The sequence below is a fragment of the Streptomyces sp. NPDC093064 genome (genome assembly GCF_044754605.1).
Lineage (GTDB): Bacteria > Actinomycetota > Actinomycetes > Streptomycetales > Streptomycetaceae > Streptomyces.
The window spans coordinates 87,746-108,110 of sequence record NZ_JBIVPK010000021.1 but is presented as its reverse complement, the minus strand read 5'-3'; the positions used below and the strand labels follow the sequence as shown (position 1 = coordinate 108,110).

General features: G+C 71.2%; 11 protein-coding genes and 2 pseudogenes. 6 read left to right on the top strand and 7 right to left on the bottom strand.

Annotated elements, in window-relative coordinates; translation table 11 throughout:
* Positions 1-184 precede the first annotated feature (184 nt).
* The gene (locus tag ACIQFZ_RS24390) at positions 185-847 is read left to right on the top strand and encodes a response regulator transcription factor (RefSeq protein ID WP_003972894.1); all 663 of its coding nucleotides are present in this window, start codon (positions 185-187) and stop codon (positions 845-847) included.
* A 284-nt stretch (positions 848-1,131) separates the two neighbouring features.
* Complete coding sequence (locus ACIQFZ_RS24385) at positions 1,132-2,421, top strand: ribonuclease D (RefSeq protein WP_402692121.1); 1,290 nt, start codon at positions 1,132-1,134, stop codon at positions 2,419-2,421.
* Between the two features lie 81 nt (positions 2,422-2,502).
* Here ACIQFZ_RS24385 and ACIQFZ_RS24380 read toward each other — a convergent pair.
* Both ACIQFZ_RS24380 and ACIQFZ_RS24375 read right to left on the bottom strand, forming a co-directional pair.
* A pseudogene (locus ACIQFZ_RS24380) lies at positions 2,503-3,334 on the bottom strand (carbohydrate ABC transporter permease).
* A pseudogene (locus ACIQFZ_RS24375) lies at positions 3,331-3,753 on the bottom strand (carbohydrate ABC transporter permease); the annotation flags it as partial. The pseudogenes ACIQFZ_RS24380 and ACIQFZ_RS24375, both read right to left, overlap by 4 nt.
* 273 nt (positions 3,754-4,026) lie before the next feature.
* On the opposite strand from ACIQFZ_RS24375, the gene ACIQFZ_RS24370 reads away from it, so the two are divergent.
* The 4 genes from ACIQFZ_RS24370 (at position 4,027) to ACIQFZ_RS24355 (ending at position 10,907) form a co-directional block, all read left to right on the top strand.
* Positions 4,027-6,417, top strand: a complete 2,391-nt coding sequence (locus ACIQFZ_RS24370; RefSeq protein WP_402692120.1) for a glycoside hydrolase family 2 protein — start codon at positions 4,027-4,029, stop codon at positions 6,415-6,417.
* A complete protein-coding gene (locus ACIQFZ_RS24365) occupies positions 6,414-7,442 on the top strand; it encodes a LacI family DNA-binding transcriptional regulator (RefSeq protein WP_402692119.1) in 1,029 nt (342 codons plus the stop codon). Before ACIQFZ_RS24370 ends, ACIQFZ_RS24365 begins: the two co-directional genes overlap by 4 nt.
* 118 nt (positions 7,443-7,560) lie before the next feature.
* Complete coding sequence (locus ACIQFZ_RS24360; RefSeq protein WP_383057731.1) at positions 7,561-8,781, top strand: thiolase family protein; 1,221 nt, start codon at positions 7,561-7,563, stop codon at positions 8,779-8,781.
* A complete protein-coding gene (locus ACIQFZ_RS24355; protein WP_402692118.1) occupies positions 8,778-10,907 on the top strand; it encodes a 3-hydroxyacyl-CoA dehydrogenase NAD-binding domain-containing protein in 2,130 nt (709 codons plus the stop codon). Before ACIQFZ_RS24360 ends, ACIQFZ_RS24355 begins: the two co-directional genes overlap by 4 nt.
* A gap of 125 nt (positions 10,908-11,032) precedes the next feature.
* Here ACIQFZ_RS24355 and ACIQFZ_RS24350 read toward each other — a convergent pair whose 3' ends face one another.
* The 5 genes from ACIQFZ_RS24350 to ACIQFZ_RS24330 all read right to left on the bottom strand — a co-directional run bounded on the left by ACIQFZ_RS24350 (position 11,033) and on the right by ACIQFZ_RS24330 (position 20,169).
* Positions 11,033-12,421: a GDSL-type esterase/lipase family protein gene (locus ACIQFZ_RS24350; RefSeq protein WP_402692117.1), complete on the bottom strand. Its 1,389-nt coding sequence runs from the start codon at positions 12,419-12,421 to the stop codon at positions 11,033-11,035.
* Positions 12,422-12,519: 98 nt separating this feature from the next.
* Positions 12,520-14,520 carry a PIG-L family deacetylase gene (locus ACIQFZ_RS24345; protein ID WP_402692116.1) on the bottom strand — a complete coding sequence of 667 codons (2,001 nt, stop codon included), beginning with the start codon at positions 14,518-14,520 and terminating at the stop codon, positions 12,520-12,522.
* 65 nt (positions 14,521-14,585) lie between these two features.
* On the bottom strand, positions 14,586-17,462 hold the full coding sequence (locus tag ACIQFZ_RS24340; protein ID WP_365774232.1) for a stealth conserved region 3 domain-containing protein: 2,877 nt from the start codon (positions 17,460-17,462) through the stop codon (positions 14,586-14,588).
* A complete protein-coding gene (locus ACIQFZ_RS24335) occupies positions 17,462-18,415 on the bottom strand; it encodes a hypothetical protein (protein WP_365774230.1) in 954 nt (317 codons plus the stop codon). The genes ACIQFZ_RS24340 and ACIQFZ_RS24335 overlap by 1 nt, the downstream gene beginning before the upstream one ends.
* The gene (locus tag ACIQFZ_RS24330) at positions 18,412-20,169 is read right to left on the bottom strand and encodes a stealth family protein (RefSeq protein ID WP_402692129.1); all 1,758 of its coding nucleotides are present in this window, start codon (positions 20,167-20,169) and stop codon (positions 18,412-18,414) included. The genes ACIQFZ_RS24335 and ACIQFZ_RS24330 overlap by 4 nt, the downstream gene beginning before the upstream one ends.
* Positions 20,170-20,365 lie beyond the last annotated feature (196 nt).

The window sequence follows — 20,365 nt, the reverse complement described above, 5'->3', positions numbered from 1 at the left end:
CCGATTCGACCTTCGGATTATCGACAATACGTTCGAATTAAACGCTCGGTCACTCACCAGATCGTGATCATTCTCTAAAGGACACCGGGTTTGGTGCCGAAGACCACTGTGACCTTGCAAGCACGGTTCTTCCCGGCTTCATCCCCACAAGCCGGCCCCGTCCCCCCACCCCCCAGGAGGCCTGGTGTCCGTTCTCCTCGAGCAGCCCGCAAGCCTGGTCGCCTACCGCCCGAACAAGCCGACCGCCATGGTCGTCGTGGCGGACCCGCGCGTCCGCTCCACTGTCACCCGTCATCTGTGGGCGCTCGGAGTCCGTGACGTCATCGAGGCGTCGTCCGTCGCGGAGGCCCGTCCCCGTATCGGCAATCCGCGTGACATCTGCGTAGCCGACGTCCACCTGCCCGACGGCTCCGGGCTCACGCTGCTGTCCGAGACCCGTGCCGCCGGATGGCCCAACGGCCTGGCCCTGTCCGCCGCCGACGACATCGGCGCCGTTCGCAACGCTCTGGCCGGCGGTGTCAAGGGCTACGTCGTCACCGGCACCCGCACCAACGTCGGGCTACCCACCCGGCCCGGCGCCGCCCCCATCGGCGCCGCGGCCGCCCGACTGCACCGCCGCCCCCCGGGCGCCCCGAGCCACCCGGGTGGATACCGCGAGCTCTCCGGCCGCGAGGTCGAGGTGCTGCGGCTGGTCGCGGAGGGCCAGTCGAACAAGGCCATCGGCGTCTCGATGGGCCTGTCCGCGCTGACCGTCAAGAGCCACCTCGCCCGCATCGCCCGCAAGCTCGGCACCGGCGACCGGGCCGGCATGGTCGCCGTAGCCCTGCGGACCGGCATCATCCACTGACCGCCCCGACCGCCCCGAACAGCCCCTTTCTCGATTTGTCCGTCTCCGTCCCCGACCCCCCGCACGCCTCTCCCCCGTCCCCCCCATCAGCACGTTCAGCACCCGACCCGTCCGCCCGAGAAACCGTCCCCTCCCCCGGTCGTCCCCCCGGTCGCGCTCCGCGCGTGCCCCTTGCCGGTCGTGCACCGGACGTATCACCTGCCTGACCGGTTTACGACCCCCCGGCGCCCGCCGACGGAACGTTCCGTCGGCGGGCGCCGTCCATCCACGGATACTCTTGACATGTGACCGACGCCCAAGAGACCGCAGCAGACAGCTCACTGCGAACCACCGGAGGCGCCCCTCCGGACGACGGCGGATCTTCTGGCACCGGGGCGCCGATCCCCCTGCTCGAACCCCGTGAGGGCATCCCGCCCGTGATCGCCGACGCGGACGCGCTCGCCGTGGTGACCGCCGCGTTCGCGGCCGGCTCCGGCCCCGTCGCCGTCGACGCCGAACGGGCCTCCGGCTACCGCTACGGCCAGCGCGCCTACCTGGTGCAGCTGCGCCGCGAGGGCGCCGGCACCGCGCTGATCGACCCCGTCGCCTGCCCCGACCTGTCCGGCCTCGGCGGGGCACTGTCCGGCGTCGAGTGGGTGCTGCACGCGGCCACCCAGGACCTGCCGTGCCTGCGCGAGATAGGCATGCTGCCGACCAGCCTGTTCGACACCGAGCTGGCCGGCCGGCTCGCCGGGTTCCCGCGGGTCGGGCTCGGCGCGATGGTCGAGGGCGTACTGGGCTTCGTCCTGGAGAAGGGCCACTCCGCCGTCGACTGGTCGAACCGGCCGCTGCCCGAGCCGTGGCTGCGGTACGCGGCGCTCGACGTGGAGCTGCTCGTCGACCTGCGCGACGCCCTGGAGAAGGAGCTGGACCGGCAGGGCAAGCTGGAGTGGGCCCTTCAGGAGTTCGACGCCATCGCCTCGGCGCCGCCCGCCGAGCCGCGCAAGGATCCCTGGCGGCGTACCTCCGGGATGCACAAGGTGCGGCGCAGGCGGCAGCTCGCCGTCGTGCGGGAGCTGTGGCAGACCCGGGACCGGATCGCCCAGCGGCGGGACGTGTCGCCGGGCAAGGTGCTCTCGGACGCGGCCATCGTGGAGGCCGCGCTCGCCCTGCCGGCCAATGTGCACGCGCTCGCCGCGCTGAACGGCTTCGGGCACCGGACCGGCCGGCGGCAGCTGGAGCAGTGGCAGATCGCGGTGGAGCGGGCCAAGGACCTTCCCGAGTCGGCGCTGCCGCAGCAGGGGCAGCAGGTGACCGGGCCTCCGCCGCCGCGGGCGTGGGCCGACAAGGACCCGGTGGCGGCGGCACGGCTGGCCGCCGCCAAGACCGAGGTGTCGGCGCTGGCCGAGCGGCTGAACATGCCGCAGGAGAACCTCGTCTCACCGGACACCGTGCGGCGCCTGTGCTGGGAGCCGCCGAAGGGCGCCGACGCCGAGTCGGTCGGCGCCGCCCTCGCCGGGTACGGCGCGCGGCCGTGGCAGGTGGAACAGGTCACTCCGGTGCTGGTGAAGGCACTGGCGGCCCAGGACGCCTAGGCCCTGTCGTCCAGGGGCGCCCAGGACCTTGAGGGCCTGTCCGGCCGGGCGCGCCTCCCCCGTCGCCCGGGTGCCCGTGCCCTACCTGGTCGCCCCCTTCATGAAGCCGTTGTAGACGAAGCGCTGGAGGAACAGGAAGACGATCAAGGTCGGCAGGATGACCAGGACCGCTCCTGCCGAGATCGTCTCCCAGTGGGCACCGAAGGGGCCGCGGAAGCGGAACAGGGACGTCGAGATCACGCCAAGGTCTTCGGAGGGCATGTAGAGGAAGGGGATGTAGAAGTCGTTGTAGACGGTGATCCCCTTCACGATCACGACCGTCGCGATCGCCGGCTTCAGCAGCGGGAAGATGATCTTCCGGTAGATCGTGAAGGCGTTGGCGCCGTCCAGGCGGGCCGCCTCGTCCAGGGACAGGGGGATGGACCGGACGAACTGCAGGAAGATGTAGATCGACACGATGTACGTGCCCATGTAGAGGGCGATCGGCGCCCAGCGCGTGTCGAACAGGCCGAATCCGTTGACGATCTGGAAGGTCGCCACCTGGGTGGTGACGCCGGGGACCGGCGCGGCGACCAGGAACAGCGTCACCACGAGCTTCTTGAAGCGGAAGGTGAAGCGGTCGATGGCGTAGGCCGTCATGGAGCCGATCAGCACCGTGCCGCCGATGGCGAAGACCAGGATGAAGGCCGTGTTGCCGAACGCGGAGAGCATCCGGCCGTCCTGGGAACGCCGTGGCGTAGTTGCGGAAGTTCAGCGGATCGCCGGGGAGCGTGAGCGCCCCGCCGTCGTCGGCCATCTCCTCCGGGGTCTTCAGGGACGCCATCAGGACCACACCGAGCGGGAGCAGCACGACCACCGACGCGGCGGCCGGCGAGACGTAGACCAGCGTCCGGGCGACGATGCGGCGCGTCATACCAGGTCCACCCTGTCGTCGGGGACGAGGCGCCGCTGGGCCCAGGTCACCGCCAGGATGATCAGCAGCAGTACGACCGCCGCCGCCGAGGCGAGCCCCGTCTTGTTGAACTGGAAGGCCAGCTTCACGGTCTGGATCACGAAGGTCTCGGTGCCGGTCGCCCCGCCGGTCATGATGTACGGGATCTCGAAGGCCGACAGCGAGCCGGAGACGGACAGGATCACGGTCAGGGTCAGCACCGGCTTGATGCCGGGAGCGATGATGTGCCGGAACTGCTGCCGGCGGTTCGCCCCGTCCAGCTCGGCGGCCTCGTACAGCTCCCCCGGGATGGACTGGATCGCGCCCAGGAACAGGACGAAGTTCAGGCCCAGGTAGCGCCAGACGGCGACCCCGGCGAGCGAGGTGTTCGCGGAGACGGGTCGGGTGCCTCGGCGTCCTGCCCCTTCGAGGCGCCTCCGGTGCCGGTGCACCCGGTGAGCAGCAGGGCCGCGGTGGTCGCGGCGAGGAAAGTGCGGCGGTTCATGTGCGTCAGCTCCGTTCTGCGGACGGACGAGCACTGCGGATGGGCCGGCCGGACGGCCGGGTTGGCTGGTTCGGCACTCTGACAGCGCTTTCTCAACCGGTAAAGTCCGAATCTCGCCAACGCTGCTACACCACAGACCAGTTGGATTGGACCGGTTTAGGGAGAGCGCATGCTTCGGGCCACACCGCTCACCGAGGGATGGATCCTGCGACACCCCGACGACACGGGTTCGGCGCTACCGGCGGCCGTGCCGGGCTGTGTGCACACGGATCTGCTGGCCGCCGGGCTGATCCCGGATCCCTTCCTCGGCCGGAACGAGGCGGACGTGGCCTGGGTGGGCCGCCGGGAGTGGACCTACGAGAGGCGGCTGGACGCCGAATCGGGGCACGAGCGGACCGACCTGGTCTTCGACGGGCTCGACACCGCCGCCGAGATCACGCTGGACGGCGGGCGGCTGGGCCGGGTGCGCAACATGCACCGCTCGTACCGCTTCGACGTGACGGGCCGTCAGGGGAACCTGACGGTGCGCTTCGACTCCGCGTACACCGAGGCGGAGGCCGTGCGCGCACGTGTCGGAGAGCGACCTTCCGCCTATACCGAACCCTTCGCCCACATCCGCAAGATGGCCTGCTCCTTCGGCTGGGACTGGGGGCCGACCCTGGCCACGGCGGGCATCTGGCGCCCGGTGCGGCTGGAATCGTGGTCCACGGCCCGGATCGACCGGGTGCGCCCCCTGGTGACCGTCGAGGACGGTACGGGCGTGGTCGAGGTGCACATCGGGGTGGAGCGGACCCGCGCCGAGGCCCAACTCGCCGTCGAGGCCAAGGTGGGAGGGGTCCGGGCGCGGGTGGCTGTCGACGGCACGGCCGGGGTCGTACGGCTCAGGGTGCCGGACGCCGACCTGTGGTGGCCCCGGGGGTACGGCGGACAGCCGCTGTACGAGCTGGAGTTGACGCTGCTGCGCGGCACGGAGGTGCTGGACGCGCGGCGTCAGCGGATCGGCTTCAGGACCGTGGAGCTGGACACCTCCGCCGACGAGCACGGCAGCGGCTTCACCCTCGTGGTCAACGGGGAGCGGCTGTTCGCACGGGGCGTCAACTGGATCCCGGACGACGCGTTCCCCTCCCGGATCACCCGTGAGCGCTACCGGCAGCGGCTGGGCCAGGCGGCCGCGGCGGGGGTGGACCTCGTCCGGGTCTGGGGCGGCGGGATCTACGAGAGCGAGGACTTCTACGACGCCTGCGACGAACTCGGCCTGCTGGTCTGGCAGGACTTCCCGTTCGCCTGCGCCGCCTACCCCGAGGAGCAGCCGCTGCGCGGCGAGGTGGAGGCCGAGGCCCGCGAGAACGTCGTACGCCTGATGCCGCATCCCTCGCTCGTGCTGTGGAACGGCAACAACGAGAACCTGTGGGGCTTCAGGGACTGGGGCTGGGAGCCGCGGCTGACCGGCGACTCGTGGGGCGAGGGGTACTACCTGGGCCTGCTGCCCCGGGTGGTGGCCGAACTCGACCCGACCCGGCCGTACACGGCGGGCAGCCCCTGGTCCGGGTCCTGGGCGCACCACCCCAACGACCCGGCGCACGGCACGCACCACTCGTGGGAGGTGTGGAACCGGCGCGACTGGGCGGACTACCGGCTCAACGTGCCGCGTTTCGTGGCCGAGTTCGGCTGGCAGGCGCCGCCCGCGTACGCGACCCTGCGCCGCGCCCTGCCCGGCGAGGAACTCGCCCCGGACTCCCCCGGCATGCTGCACCACCAGAAGGCCGGCGACGGCAACGGCAAGCTGGAGCGCGGACTGGCCCCGCACTTCGCCCCGCCCGAGGGGGACTTCGACCGCTGGCACTACCTCACCCAGCTCAACCAGGCGCGGGCGGTGGCCGCCGGCATCGAGCACTGGCGCTCGCACTGGCCGGTGTGCGCGGGCACCGTCGTGTGGCAGCTCAACGACTGCTGGCCGGTGACGTCCTGGGCGGCGATCGACGGCGACGGGCGGGAGAAGCCGCTGTACCACGAGCTGAAACGGCTCTACGCGGACCGGCTGCTGACGCTCCGGGCGAGGGAGGGCGGGCTGGTGCTGGCCGCCGTCAACCAGTCGGCCGCGCCGTGGGCGGGCGAGCTCACCCTGCGCCGGATGTCCGTCGCGGGCGAGGTGGTCGCCTCCACGCGTACGGCCCTGCACGCCGCAGCGCGCACGGTCGCGGACGTTCCCGTCCCGCCCGAACTGGTGCCGGCCGGCCCGAAGGAGTTCCTGGTCGCGGAGGCGGACGGCCTACGCGCCCTGCACTTCCCGGTGCCGGACCGCGACATCCCCTGTCCGCCGCCGGAGTTCGACGTCTCCGTCGCGCCGGACGCGGTCACCGTGACCGCCCGCACCCTGGTGCGGGACCTGCTGTTCCAGGCCGACCGGCTGGACCCGGCCGCGCGGGCCGACACGGGTCTTGTCACCCTGCTCCCCGGTGAACGCGTGACCATCGGGGTCGACGGCTGGAGGATCCCCGGCGGCCCGGAGGCGGCCGACGCCGTCCGGTCGGCCCTGTACTGCGTGGAGCCCGCCCGGTGACGGCACCCCGCGTCACCATCAAGGACGTGGCCGCGCGTGCCGGGGTGTCCAAGGGGGCGGTGTCGCTCGCCTTCAACCGCAAGCCGGGCCTTTCGGAGGCGACCCGCGACCGCATCTTCCGGGCCGCGCGCGAGCTGGGCTGGGCGCCGAACCCGGTCGCCCGGTCACTGGCCGGCTCGCGCGTGGACGTGGTCGGGCTCGCGATCTGCCGGCCGGCCCGGCTGCTCGGGCTCGAACCTTTCTACATGGAGTTCATATCGGGGGTGGAGAGCGTCCTCGCCGAGCACTCCTGCTCGCTGCTGCTGCGGCTCGTACGCGAACCGCGGGAGGAGGCGGGCCTGCTGGAGACGTGGTGGAAGGCCCGGCAGATCGCAGGCTCGATCCTGGTCGACTTCCGCACCGTCGATCCCCGCCCGGCCGTGGCACGGCGGATCGGGCTGCCCGCGGTCGCCGTGGGACACCCGTCGCTGACCGGCGGGCTCACCTCGGTGTGGACCGACGACGCCACCGCGGTCACCGAGGCCGTGCGCTATCTGGCGGCGCTCGGGCACCGGCGGATCGCCCGGGTCGGCGGCGCGGCGGCCCTCGGGCACACGGAGATCCGCGCGGCGGCGTTCGACGCGGCGGCGCGGAGCCTTCGGCTGGCCGGGGCGTGGCAGGTGGCGACCGACTTCTCCGGCGAGACGGGGGCGCGGGCGACGCGCTCGCTGCTGTCCGCGGCCCCGCCGGAGAGGCCCACGGCGATCGTCTACGACAACGACATCATGGCGGTGGCCGGACTGTCGGTGGCGGCGGAGATGGGCCTGCGCGTCCCGGCCGACGTGTCCCTGCTGGCCTGGGACGACTCCCAGCTGTGCCGGCTGACCCACCCGACGCTGTCCGCGATGAGCCACGACGTGCACGGCTTCGGCGCGGACGTGGCCCGCACACTGTTCGGCGCCCTCCTGGAGGAGGGTCCGGGCTCGCATAACGTGCCGACTCCCGTGCTGACCCCGCGGGGTTCGACGGCGCCGCCGGCAGTGTGACCTTCGCCGCTGTGGGCGCGGGGACTGGGCAGTCACATTACCCATGAGTAGCATGGAGGGTGAGCGCGCGCTCAGCGCTGCGCGGCAGTGCCGTCCCGCACCCTGGAGGAGAGCCATCGTGCCTCGTACCGTCAAGGACGTCGTCTTCGTCGACGGCGTCCGCACCCCGTTCGGCAAGGCGGGCCCGAAGGGCATCTACCACGAGACTCGCGCCGACGACCTCGTCGTGAAGGCGATCCGGGAGCTGCTGCGCCGCAACCCCGGCCTCGACCCGCGGCAGATCGACGAGGTCGCCATCGCCGCGACCACGCAGATCGGCGACCAGGGCCTGACCATCGGCCGTACCGCCGGCATCCTCGCCGGCCTGCCCACCTCGGTCCCCGGCTACTCCGTCGACCGGATGTGCGCGGGCGCGCTGACCGCCGTGACCACGGTGGCGGGCGCCGTCGCGTTCGGCGCGTACGACATCGCCATCGCGGGCGGTGTCGAGCACATGGGCCGCCACCCGATGGGCGAGGGCGTGGACCCCAACCCGCGGTTCGTCAGCGAGAAGCTGGTCGACGAGTCCGCCCTGTTCATGGGCATGACCGCGGAGAACCTGCACGACCGCTACCCGCACATCACCAAGCTGCGCGCCGACGAGTACGCGGTGCGCTCGCAGGAGAAGGCCGCCAAGGCGTACGCGGGCGGCAGCATCCAGGCCGACCTGGTCCCGATCTCCGTACGCCGTACCACCCCCGAGACCGGCGAGACCGGCTGGGGCCTGGTCACGGCGGACGAGCCGATGCGTCCGGGCACCACCCTGGAGAACCTGGCGAGCCTCAAGACGCCGTTCCGCGTGCACGGCCGGGTCACCGCGGGCAACGCGGCCGGTCTGAACGACGGCGCCACCGCCTCCCTCATCGCGAGCGAGGACTTCGCCCGCGAGCACGGGCTGCCGGTCAAGATGCGCCTGGTCTCCTACGCCTTCGCGGGCGTGGAGCCGGAGGTCATGGGCTACGGCCCGATCCCGGCCACCGAGAAGGCCCTGGCCAAGGCGGGCCTGTCGATCTCCGACATCGGCCTGTTCGAGATCAACGAGGCCTTCGCCGTGCAGGTCCTGGCCTTCCTCGACCACTACGGCATCGCGGACGACGACGAGCGCGTCAACCAGTACGGCGGCGCGATCGCCTTCGGCCACCCGCTCGCCTCCTCCGGCGTCCGCCTGATGACGCAACTGGCCCGCCAGTTCGAGGAGCAGCCGCAGGTCCGTTACGGCCTGACCACCATGTGCGTCGGCTTCGGCATGGGCGCGACGGTCATCTGGGAGAACCCGCACTTCGACGGAGGCGACAAGTGAGCACCACCGCTGAGCTGTTGAAGGGCGCGGCCGAGCTGTTCCCGGGCGAGGTCGTCACACAGGCGCACGTACGCCACTTCGACCTGCCCCGGGGCGCGGGCCGCTTCGCCCTCATCACGCTGGACAACGGCCTGGACCACACCAAGCCGACCACCTTCGGCCCGGCCTCGCTGGCCAACCTCGACTCCGCCATCGACCAGGTGGAGAAGGAGGCTGCGGACGGCGACATCGTCGGCGTCGGCATCACCGGCAAGCCGTTCATCTTCGCGGTCGGCGCCGACCTCAAGGGCGTGGAGCTGCTCAAGGAGCACGAGCACGCGCTGGCCATCGGCAGGGGCGGCCACGAGGTCTTCAAGCGGCTGTCGAAGCTGGCCGTGCCCACCTTCGCGTACTACAACGGCGCGGCGATGGGCGGCGGCGTCGAGGTCGGCCTGCACTGCACCTACCGCACGGTCTCCGCGGCCCTCCCGGCGTTCTCGCTCCCCGAGGTGTTCCTGGGCCTGGTCCCGGGCTGGGGCGGCTGCACGCTGCTGCCGAACCTGATCGGCGCCGACAGGGCCGTCACCGTCGTCATCGAGAACAGCCTCAACCAGAACAAGCAGCTCAAGGGCAAGCAGGTCCACGAACTCGGCATCGCGGACGCCCTGTTCGAGGGTGCCGACTTCCTGGAGCAGTCGCTGCTCTGGACGACGGCGGTCCTCAAGGGCGAGATCGAGGTCGAGCGCCCGGTGATCGACCGGGGCGAGGCCTGGGACCAGGCCGTCGCGCGCGGCCGGTTCATCGCCGACTCCAAGGTGCACGGCGCGGCCCCCGCCGCCTACCGCGCCCTGGACATCATCGCCGCCGCGAAGAACGGCGACCTCCAGCAGGGCTACGACGCCGAGGACCAGGCTCTCGCCGACCTGATCATGGGTGGCGAACTGCGGGCCGGCATCTACGCGTTCAACCTGGTGCAGAAGCGCGGCAAGCGCCCGGCCGGCGCCCCGGACAAGAACCTGGCGCGCCCGGTGACCAAGGTGGGCGTGGTCGGCGCGGGCCTGATGGCCTCCCAGCTCGCCCTGCTCTTCCTGCGCCGCCTGGAGGTGCCGGTCGTCCTGACGGACATCGACCAGGAGCGCGTCGACAAGGGCGTGGGCTACGTCCACGCCGAGATCGACAAGCTGCTCGGCAAGGGCCGTGTCAACCAGGACAAGGCCAACCGCCTCAAGGCGCTGGTGACCGGTGTCCTGGACAAGGCAGAGGGCTTCGCGGACGCGGACTTCGTCATCGAGGCCGTGTTCGAGGAGATGAGCGTCAAGCAGAAGGTGTTCGCCGAGGTCGAAGCGGTCGCCCCGGCGCACGCGATCCTCGCCACGAACACCTCCTCCCTCTCCGTGACGGAGATGGCGTCGAAGCTGAAGCACCCCGAGCGGGTCGTCGGTTTCCACTTCTTCAACCCGGTCGCGATCCTCCCCCTGCTGGAGGTCGTCCGCGGCGAGCAGACGGACGACGCCTCGCTGGCGACCGCCTTCGCGGTGGCCAGGAAGCTGAAGAAGACCGCGGTTCTGGTCAAGGACGCCCCGGCGTTCGTCGTGAACCGCATCCTGACCCGCTTCATGGGCGAGATCCAGAACGTCATCGACGAGGGCACCCCGGTCGAGGTGGCGGAGCGGGCGGTGGAGCCGCTCGGCCTGCCCATGTCCCCGCTGGTCCTGCTCGAACTGGTCGGCCCGGCGATCGGCCTGCACGTCTCGGAGACCCTCAACCAGGCGTTCCCGGACCGCTTCACGGTCTCCCCGAACCTCAAGGCGGTCGTCGAGGCCGGCAAGCGCGGCTTCTACGTCTACGACAGCGGCAGGCCCGAGCTGGACCCGGAGGTCGCCGTGCTGCTCAAGCAGGGCGACACCGTCCTGACGGAGGAGCAGGTGCGGGCGCGGGTGCTCGACGCGGTCGCGCAGGAGATCGGCCTGATGCTGGCCGAGGGCGTCGTCGCCGAGGCCCAGGACATCGACCTCTGCCTGATCACCGGCGCCGGGTGGCCCTTCCACCTGGGCGGCATCACGCCGTACCTGGACCGCGAAGGCGTGTCGGAACGAGTGAACGGCAAGCGGTTCCTGGAGCCCGGGGTGGCGAGCGTTCCGGCGTAACCTCCCGGCCCGCTGCGGCCCTGCGCTCCCGTCCGCCCCTGTCGCTCACCGCAGCGGCAGGGGCGGACGCGTGCCGCGGGTCGCGCGGCGGACGGTGGAGGGAACCACCAGAGGGGACCGCCAGGTCACCAGGTGGGCATCGCCGGGTAATGGGCACACGTCCCGGAGCAGGGTTCACGGGAGGACAACGACGTGTGCAGCCAGTTGTCCTCGGGAACGCCGTGCACGCGCAGCGTCAGCGGGACGGGCGCCGAGTGGATGGCGCTGAACACCGCCACGAACTCGACCGTGTAGGAGCCGGGCCGCCAGTCGTGGGCGTGGGTGACCCGCCAGGTGCCGTCCTCCTGGACGGGCGCCTCGGCGATGAGCCGGCCCTGTTCCAGGACCATGACCTTCTCCGCCCCGCGCGGTGCCTTGCCGGAGAAACGGGGGCGCGGGCCGGTCCAGGCGTTCGGCCGCGGGCCTACGACCTCCGGGGGGTCGAGGCGGTCGAGGACGTGGAAGTCCACCGCGGAAGCCCGTGAGACGTTGTCGTCGCCGACGCCGAGCACCTGGACCGTGTGCGGGCCCGCGGGCCAGTTGACGACTCGGCGCCACTGCCAGGTTCCGGAGGCGGAGACGGCGGTGCCGCCGAGGTGGCGGCCCTGCTCGTAGAAGAGGACGTAGTCCGTTCCGGCAGGTGCCTTTCCGGTCAACTTGCGTGCGGCGCCGACCAGTTGACCGGGTGCCGGCGAGGAGACCACGGGTGCGTCGGCCAGGCTGGGTGCCATGGTGAGGGCCATCTCGGGGTGGCTCAGGGTGAACTCGGTGAGCACCGGAGGCATCGTTCCGGGAGTGAGGCGCTGAGGGTCGACGATGTCACGCGGAAGGTCCGGCGAGTCGGCGATGACCATGGCCATCCGGCGGGCGACCTCACGCGCTCCCGGATCGTTGTAGTGGCTCGCGTCGATGATGCCGTCGGGGTGGTTCGGGTGCTCGCCCGGATCCAGCCACCGGTACAGCCTGCGCGCTCGTGTGGGCCCCAGTTCGGCGAGCATGGCCGTCGTGAAGGCGGTCATGTCGACCAGAGGCACGCCCGTCTCCACCGCGGCCTCCCGGGTGAGTGCGGGATATCCGTCATGGGTGTCCAGGACGTTCCCGGCCTCGGAGAAGGTGCAGCGGGCCGCCGGGGTGAGCAGCACGGGGACGGCGCCCTCGCCCCGGACGGCGTCGACGTACAGGCGCAGATACTCCTTGTACTCGCGTGGCCCGTGGTGGCGGTTGAGCTGATTGATGCGCTGCTCGACGTTGCCGAAGGCCATGAGGACCAGGTCGCCGGGCCTGAGGATGCTGAGGAGCGTGGCGAATCGCTCGGTGAAGTAGCCACGCAGCGTCATGGCGTCACGGGCGTAGTTGCGTACCTCGTAGTGCTCGCTCAGGAATTCGCCGAGGTACTGCCCCCAGCCGGCGAGCGGTGCCTCCTCGGCGGTCCGCGACGCGGCCACCGAGTTTCCGATGATGCAGATCTTCCTCAAGTCTTCCTCACATACTCCCCCGGCCGGTGCCGGCGACTGCTGCGGACGGGCGCTGTTCCGTCGTGCTGTTCCGTCGGGCCGCGGTGTGGCCGGCGGGATCAGACGACGGTCAACGGCCCGAAGCCGGCGGTGACGTCCGGTGCGTTCTGCCGCATCACCCGCAACCGGGAGTCCGTGCCCAGCACCGCCACCACGACCCGTCCCGCGTGGTCGAGCGCGAGGGCGGGCGGACGGGCCATCAGCACGTCGTGGTCGACCCACTCCGGCGTCTGTTCACGGCCCTGCGCGGCGAGGACCGCGACGCTCAGCCGGTTGCGCGCGCTCCGGCGGGCGAGGACGACGACGTCCTGCTGGTCGGTCAGCTGTCGCAGGGCCGCGATCCTGCCGGTCCCCCCGTGCCCGCCCAGCCGTTCGACATGCTCGTTCCACCGGCCGTCCGGTCGCTGCCGTACCCACATCACTTCGCCGGACTCCTCCTCGCGGTAGAAGACCGCCATGCGGTTGCGCCCGATCTGCAACGGCGTGAGGCCGCCGACGGGCCGCCAGGCGTCCGTGTCGGCCGACGTCACACCGTCCTGGAGCTTGTACGGACCGTAGACGTCCTCCTGGAACCAGTGCACGCCGCCGGTGCGGTTCGCGGCCAGCATCTGGATCCGGCCGGTGGACTTCAGTACCGCGGTCAGGCAGTCCTGCATCCCGCGGCCGCCCAGGTCCTCCCAGGCGCCCCAGCCCTGGCCGGTCTCGCGGCGGGCGCTGACGCCGGATCCGAAGTTGCGCAGGAAGACGTGCAGCCTTCCCGAGGGGTCGACCACGGCCTCCGGGACGCCGACCTCCCGGCAGCGCCTCCAGTCCTTCGACCTCTCGTTGGGGTTGCCGAGGCTCTCCCAGGGCGTCGTGGACCCGGTGTGCGCCTGCCGCCACATGCGTACGGCCTCCACGTCCACCTGCCCGTCCGGCCCCGGGGTACGGCGCAGACCGACCAGGTGCACTCCGCCGTCGCGGTCCGCGGCCACGGACAGGGCCGGGGTGAGGCCGGCACCGGGCAGGAAGGCCGGCCGGTCCCAGCCGCCGCCGGGCACGCTCTCGGTCCAGACCGCCACCCGGCCGCCGAGCACGGCGTAGGCGGCGAGCCGGCCGTCGGCCTGGAGGTGGAGCCAGTCGGTGCCGCCCTCGTACCGGGTCCGCGTGCTCCATCCGTAGCGGCGGATGTCGGAGCCGTCCGACAACTGCCGGTCACCGCAGTAGCGGTGGCGGCAGTCGTGTCCGTCGGCGGACGTGTACACCTCGATCACACGCTTCTTCTCGTCCCAGGCGCGCTCCGTGAGGTTGCTGGGCCAGAGTTTGTTGCCGTAGCCGACGCAGTGGTCAACGAGTGGGGGTGTACCGCCCTCAGCGATGTACTGCTCCAGTGCGGCCAGCGCGAACTGCGCCGTCGCGGTGTGGTCCTGGTGGTCGCTGGACGTCGGTCCCCGGCTGTCGTCCCAGGCGGTGTGCAACGGGTCGGGGTCCATGGTCCAGAACTGGGCGGGCCGCGTGTGGTGAAGCAGCTCGACCACGGAGCGCAGCAGCCCGTCCCTGGTGATCTCCTGAGGGCGGCGCAGCGGGGACTCGGCGGCGATCAGGGTGAGCTGGGCGGTCGCCTTCTCGGTCCAGAGGGTGGCCAGCCGGGCGCTCGGCACGTCGGCTGCGAATCCGTGCTGGGCGTCGACCATGCGCAGTCCGAAGAAGAACAGCTGGACGTGCGGTGCCGCCAGCAGCGTCGAACGCTCCGCCATCACCCCGGTCGAGAACGAGACGACGTCACGTGCCCACTCGCTCTCGCGCTTGCCCGTCACCATGGCCGCGTACGCCGCGCGCAGCCCGTGCTGACGCGCCTCCGCGTACCCCTCGTAGTCCGGCGGGCTGTCCAGGCGATCGGGGTCGCGGGTGTCGATGTTGCGACCGTCCGCCTCCGCGGCCGTCAGGTAGACGCTGGTGACCCGGTGCCCCGCCTCCAGCGCCCGTTGCAGGTCGGGGTTGACGAAGTAGAGGTCGTCGTCCGGATGCGCCAGGACCTGGATCAGCGAGGCCTGTGACGTACTTCCCTCGGCGGACTGCATGGCTGTCTCCTCGGTTGCGGACGGGCGGGCGGTGGGCGGTGCGCAGGGTTCCGGGCTGCCGGACGTCACAGCGGCCAGTCCGGCAGACGGCCCGCGTGGGCGAGCTGGTTGCGCTGTGATCCGGTCTCGAACTGGCTCGGCACCGGGAAGTAGCTGGGCAGGAAGGCGGCGAGGATGGCGTCCTGCTCGTCCTCCGGAACGTCGCCGTCGTGGTAGTCGTTCAGGCAGAACACGTCGTGCGGGCGCACGCTGAGGATCCGGTTCAGCCGGGGGGCGTGCTCGCTCAGGCCGACGTTGACGAAGCCGCACGAAATGCTGCCGGGCACGCTGCGCAGTGTGTGGAAACCGAAGTAGTGGTGCAGCGAGGACGCCACGGACACATCGCTGTGGCTGCGCAGACGGTTGCCCGCGGTGGTCGCCACCGCTTCCTGGTAGTGCTCCTCGATGTCGGCCAGGACGCTGCGGCGCAGCGGGTGCGGCGCGTGCAGGAACGAGTGCACCAGAGTCTGCCCGAAGGACTCCTCTATCAGAGCGCGGTTGTTCTTCGCGGCGCTGATGTTGAACTCGTCCTCGTAGGAGGGCGGAGCCATCGGGACGGAGGTGGGCGACATGAAGTGCTTCGCCTGTCCGTTGCCGTGGAAGAACATGCCGGGCTGGAGGGTCCGCCCGACGAACACGTCGTCGTTGAAGTAGAGGAAGTGCTCGGCCAGACCCTCGATGTGGTGCAACTGGCTCTCGATGGCATGGGAGTTGTACGTGGGCAGCGCGCCGCGGCCGGCGAAGATCTCGGTGTGGTCGACGACGCGCACGCGCGGGTGGGAGAGGTCGAGCCAGTGCGGTACCTGCTGGTCGGTGACGAGGTAGATGTTCCGGATCCAGGGTGCGTACATGTCGATGGAGCGCAGGGAGTAGCGCAGTTCGTCCCGGTCCCGGAACCGGGCCGCGCTCGTTGCCGCGTCCTCGGTCTCCATGCCCATGGCGGCCAGTACGGCGTTCTTGCGTTCCAGCCACGAGACGTCGGCGCCGTTCACCCATGTGTAGACGACGTCCACGGGGAAGTCGACGTCTCCGTGCAGCACCTGCCGAAAGGCGTCGATCGTCGGGTAGTGGCGGTTGCCGAGGGTGATCGGGCGCCGGTGCAAGGCGCTGTTGGGCACCCGGTCACCGATGAGGGTGCGTGCGGGAGCCTTGAGGTGAGCCTCGGTCTCGTCGTCGGGGTCGGAGTCCCAGAAGGACACGGTGCAGCCGTAGACGGCGCCGAGGCGCAGGATGCGCGAGTGGGAGACCACGTTCTGGTACACCCGGACACCGGACGAGGGGGTGTCGGCGTACGGCGCGACGAGGCCGGCGAGGACGGTGGCCACCGTCTTCTGCCCCTCGTTGAGTACGGCGGCGTACACCGCTTCCTGTGCGTACCGTTCGGCGAGGGCCTTGAAGACCGCCTCGCGGTGCACGGCGTGCACCGCGACGGTGTGCCGTACGAGGTGGTCGCGTACGACGAAGTAGGGGATGCCGGCCTCTTCGAGCGCGTCGGCCACCAGTGCCAGGTTCTGCTGGACGACGTCCCACGGGGACTGCCACTCCAGCAGGCGGCAGACCTGGCCGCCGTCCTGCACCAGGCCGCGCCGCTTGAGCAGGCGTCCTTCCAGCGCGCGCAGGTCGGAGGTGCGCACGGTGGTGGCCGGAGTGGCCGCCGCCGCGGGCACGATGCCGTCGGGGCCGCTGTGGAAGGCGTGCACGGCCTCGCGTTCGGCCTTGAGGACCGCGCGGGTGCCGCTGTCCCGTTGCGCCACGAGCTCGTGGAAGACGCGCTCCCAGTGCGCGGTGACCACGGTGGGCGAGAAGCGGTTGACGGACGCCAGGGCCGCCGCGCCCATCCGCTGCCGCAGCTCGGTGTTCTGGATGAGCAGCATCAGCGCAGAGGCGAGGGCGTCGGTGTCGCCGGGTGGGACGAGGATGCCGGTCTGCCCGTCGATGACCACCTCGCGCGGGCCGTTGGGCGAGTCGTAGGAGACCACCGGGACACCGGCCGCGTGTGCCTCGGCGAGGACCAGGCCGAACGCCTCGTTGCGGGAGGTGAGTGCGGCGATGCTGGCCTTGGCCCACTCCTCCGCCAGATGGGGCGAGTTGCCGTTGAGCTGAACGCAGTCGTGCAGACCGAGCATCTCGATCTGGCGGCGCAGGACAGCGCTGTCCGGCCCGTCGCCGAAGATCCGCAACTGCCAGTCCGGGTACGCCTTCGCGACGGCCACCCAGGCGGTGACGGCGTGGTCGATCTGCTTCTCCGCCACGAGCCGGCCGGCGATCACCACCGTGCGGGTCTTCAGGGTCGAACGGGGCCGGAAGCCGCTGGGCAGGGCGTTGGGCACGACCTCCAGGCGGGGAGCGGCGTCGCCGAGGGTCTCGGCGAACCAGTCCCGGGTGCGCTCGCTCAGCACCGCCAGCGCGTCCAGCCGGGAGGCGTAACGGCGCAGCGGCTCCCCGCTGGTGCCGCGCAGCTCGGAGACGCGGTGCTCCTGGTGCACGGTGACGACGTGGGCCGGGGCGAGGTGGACGGCCAGCGCCATCAGCGCGGGGGTGGTGGTGACCAGGACGTCCGTGTCGGTGTCCTGCAGAGCGAGTTCGAGTTCCAGATCCGACAGCCGGTTGAACGCCGACTCCCAGGAGGGGTCGACGATCCGGCTGGGCTGGTCGGCCAGCCCGGCCCACACCGAGTCGTCCACCGAGGTTCGGCGTACGGGGCGGGGTGGGCGGGAGGTGAGGTCGACCAGGTAGTCGACACGGACCCGCTCGTCGGGCGTGAAGAACTGTTCCGGCCTGCTCTTGAAAACGCTGAGTACCCGCACCTGATGCCGGGCGGCGAGCTCCGAGGCCTGGTTGAACACAGCCCGTTCGGTACCGCCGACGGCGTCGGCCGTCGTCAGCAGAAACGTGATCTTCATCAGTCGGTTCGGCCCGCCTCGGGCATGCGCGTGCAGGTGACCCGGAAATTGCCCGCGGGGGTGTAGCGCGGTTGGACGATCAGCGGCGGTTGGCCCGGCGGCGTGATGGCGAGGCTGCGCATGGCGAAGACACGCAGCGGGTTGCGTACGTCGTGCAGCCGGCGTCCCAGCCGCATCGATCGTCCGGTGCGGTCGCGCAGAACGACGTCCCAGTGGTCGGGGCGGCTGCCGCGAGGCGGCATCCCGCCCAGCGGGACGGTGACACGGAAGCCGTCCGGTCCGAGCGCGGTGACCGTCTGCTCGATCCGGCGGCCGGAGGCGACGAAATCCACCCAGGGCTCCTCCACCCGGGTGCCCAGAACACGGAAGTCGACGGTGACGCCGGCGTGCGTCAGGTGCACCTTGGCCACTTCCACGGCGGCCCGGGCACCGCTGCTGACCACCCGTGCGCTGCCGCGGAAGGAGCGGCCGAGCCGGTGGCGTTCGCCGGTCACCGGCGAGGCCGTCATCGGCTTGGTGGGTCCTTCGTAGGGCACCGGCGGCTGGAGCAGCAGCAGCGGCAGCGTGCGCGAGCGGCGACCGGTGTGCACACGCAGCCTCAGCCGCCAGCGTCCGGTGCCGACGGGCACACCACCGACCTCGGCGCCCAGCAGGACCGCGGCGTCGACCAGCACCTCACCGGCCGGGCCCTCGTGGACACGGGCTTCGCCGGGGTAACGCCGCCGCCCGCGCTGAAGGACGACCTCCGCCCGCTCGGGCAGGCCGGCACGGGCGGGCAGCTGGGCGTGCAGGTTCACCGTCTGGCCGTCGAGGATCGCGGCGTAGTGCAGCTGGGCGGCGCGCCTGCTGCGCAACGGGATCAGGACACGCAGCAGCCGGTTGCGCAGGGCCACGGCGCGCGGGCGGGCCGCCCCGCCACCGGTCGCGACGGGACGCTTGGATCTGGGGGTCATGAGCCCGCGTACCCCAGTTCTGCCGCAGGGGCCGGCCGCCGCGGCGCCACGACGCCGGAGGCTGTCTCGAAGGGACTGGCTACCGGGAAATAGGCTTCCAGGAACGCGGAGACCATGCGGGACTGGACCTCGGGGTCGGGGGCGGTGACGGTGTCGTTCATGCAGAAGGTGTCGAAGTTGCGGCGGGCCAGAAGGGTGTCGAGCCGGCGCTGGGCCATCCCGTCCGCCAGGTCGATGTAGACGTAGCGGATGTCGCCGACCGTGGCGCGTGCCGAATGGTAGGCGTAGTAGTGGTGCAGCGAAGAGGCGATCGGTACGTCGTTCGGCGACCGGAAGCGGGAGTGCTGGGTCACCCGGTGTGCCTGGTTGTAGACCTGCTCGATCTCCGCCAGCACACTGCGCCGCAGCGCGTGCGGCGTGTGCTTCATCTTCTGGGAGATGACGGTGCCGAAGTACTGGGCGATCAGGCCGCGGCTGTTCTTGCCCGCCGCGTTGACGGGCAAGTCCTGCGAGCTGGTCCGCCCGGACGGGATCAGAGCCTTGGACTGGAAGAACTTGGTCAGCCCGTTGGGGTGGAAGAAGCGCCCCGGATGTACGGGCCGCCCGAAGAAGACGTCGTCGTTCAGGTACAGGAAGTGCTCCGAGAGCTCGGGTATGTGGTGCAACTGGCTCTCGATCGCATGGGAGTTGAACGTCGGCAGCGCGCTGGGTTCGGAGAAGATCTCACGGTGGTCCACCACACGGATCCCGGGGAAGTCCGTGTTCAGCCACGACGGCACCTGGCCGGCGGTGACCAGGAAGATGTTGCGCACCCAGGGCGCGTACTGGTGGATCGAGCGCAGCGAGTACCTCAGCTCGTCCCGGCTGGTGTAGCGGGAGTCGTTGGCCGCCTGCTCGTGCAGGGCGCCCTCCCGGACGGCGGTGAGCTGCCCGCGGGCCGCGTCGCGGCGGGACCGCCAGACCGGGTCCGAGTCGTCCACCCAGGTGTAGACGACGTCGATCGGGAAGAGGTGGTCGTCCGGCAGCGCGGCCACGAACTCGGGCAGGGTGCGTGCCTGGCCGGTGGTGTAGGGGCCGGGCACCGTGCTGAAACGCTTCTGCTCCGCCCAGCAGCGGCCCGCGTCCAGCGGAACCTCGGTCGTCACCTTGTTGGGCCGCGGCGCGGTGAGCAGGCCGTCCCGCTCGGTCCAGAACTCGACGTCGCAGCCGTACTCGCCGCCGAACACCAGGCGCCCGGTGGGGTCGCAGACGACCCACGTCACACGCAGCACATTCTGCCCGCGCAGCGCCCGCCAGCTTCCCGGTGCGGACCCGGGACGCAACGGCGCCGGAGAAGCGGTGCCGATGTACCCGGGGTGCTCCACGAAGGCGAGCTGGAGCAGTTCCTCGAAGTCGGCCCGCCGCCGGGCGGGCACGGCCACACAGGGCACCACAGGCGACTTCGCGCCACGGACGCAGAAGTAGTCGATCCCGGCTTCCTCCAGGAGGGAGACCACGATGTGAAGGTTGCGGGCACGGGCGGCCCACGCGGTGGCGCCGGGCACCTCCACCGCGCGCAGGTGTTTTCCGGCCTCTCGTACGACGCGCAGCCGGCCTTCGGGAGCGTGCTTACCGCCTCGGACCTGACCGCCCATCGCCCGGACCGTGACGGCGGAGCGCACGGCGTCGGCGGAGGCGAGTGAACGCTTCACCGACGTGCGCAACGGGCCCGGTATCCGCCGCACGATCCGGCGCCGAGCCCCCACAGGTACCAGCGATCGATATGCCGACACGAGCGCACTCGCCTCGGGATTGTTGAGGCTCACCCGACTTCCGCACCACCCAGCTCAAGGCCGGCACAGACTGCCCGGCGCATGTCCCCCGCCCTGCCCGCGATGGTCACCTCACGTCGACCTGCGGTGCACCTGAGGCTTACCAACCAAACAGAATGTTTACATCTGCTCCTCAGAC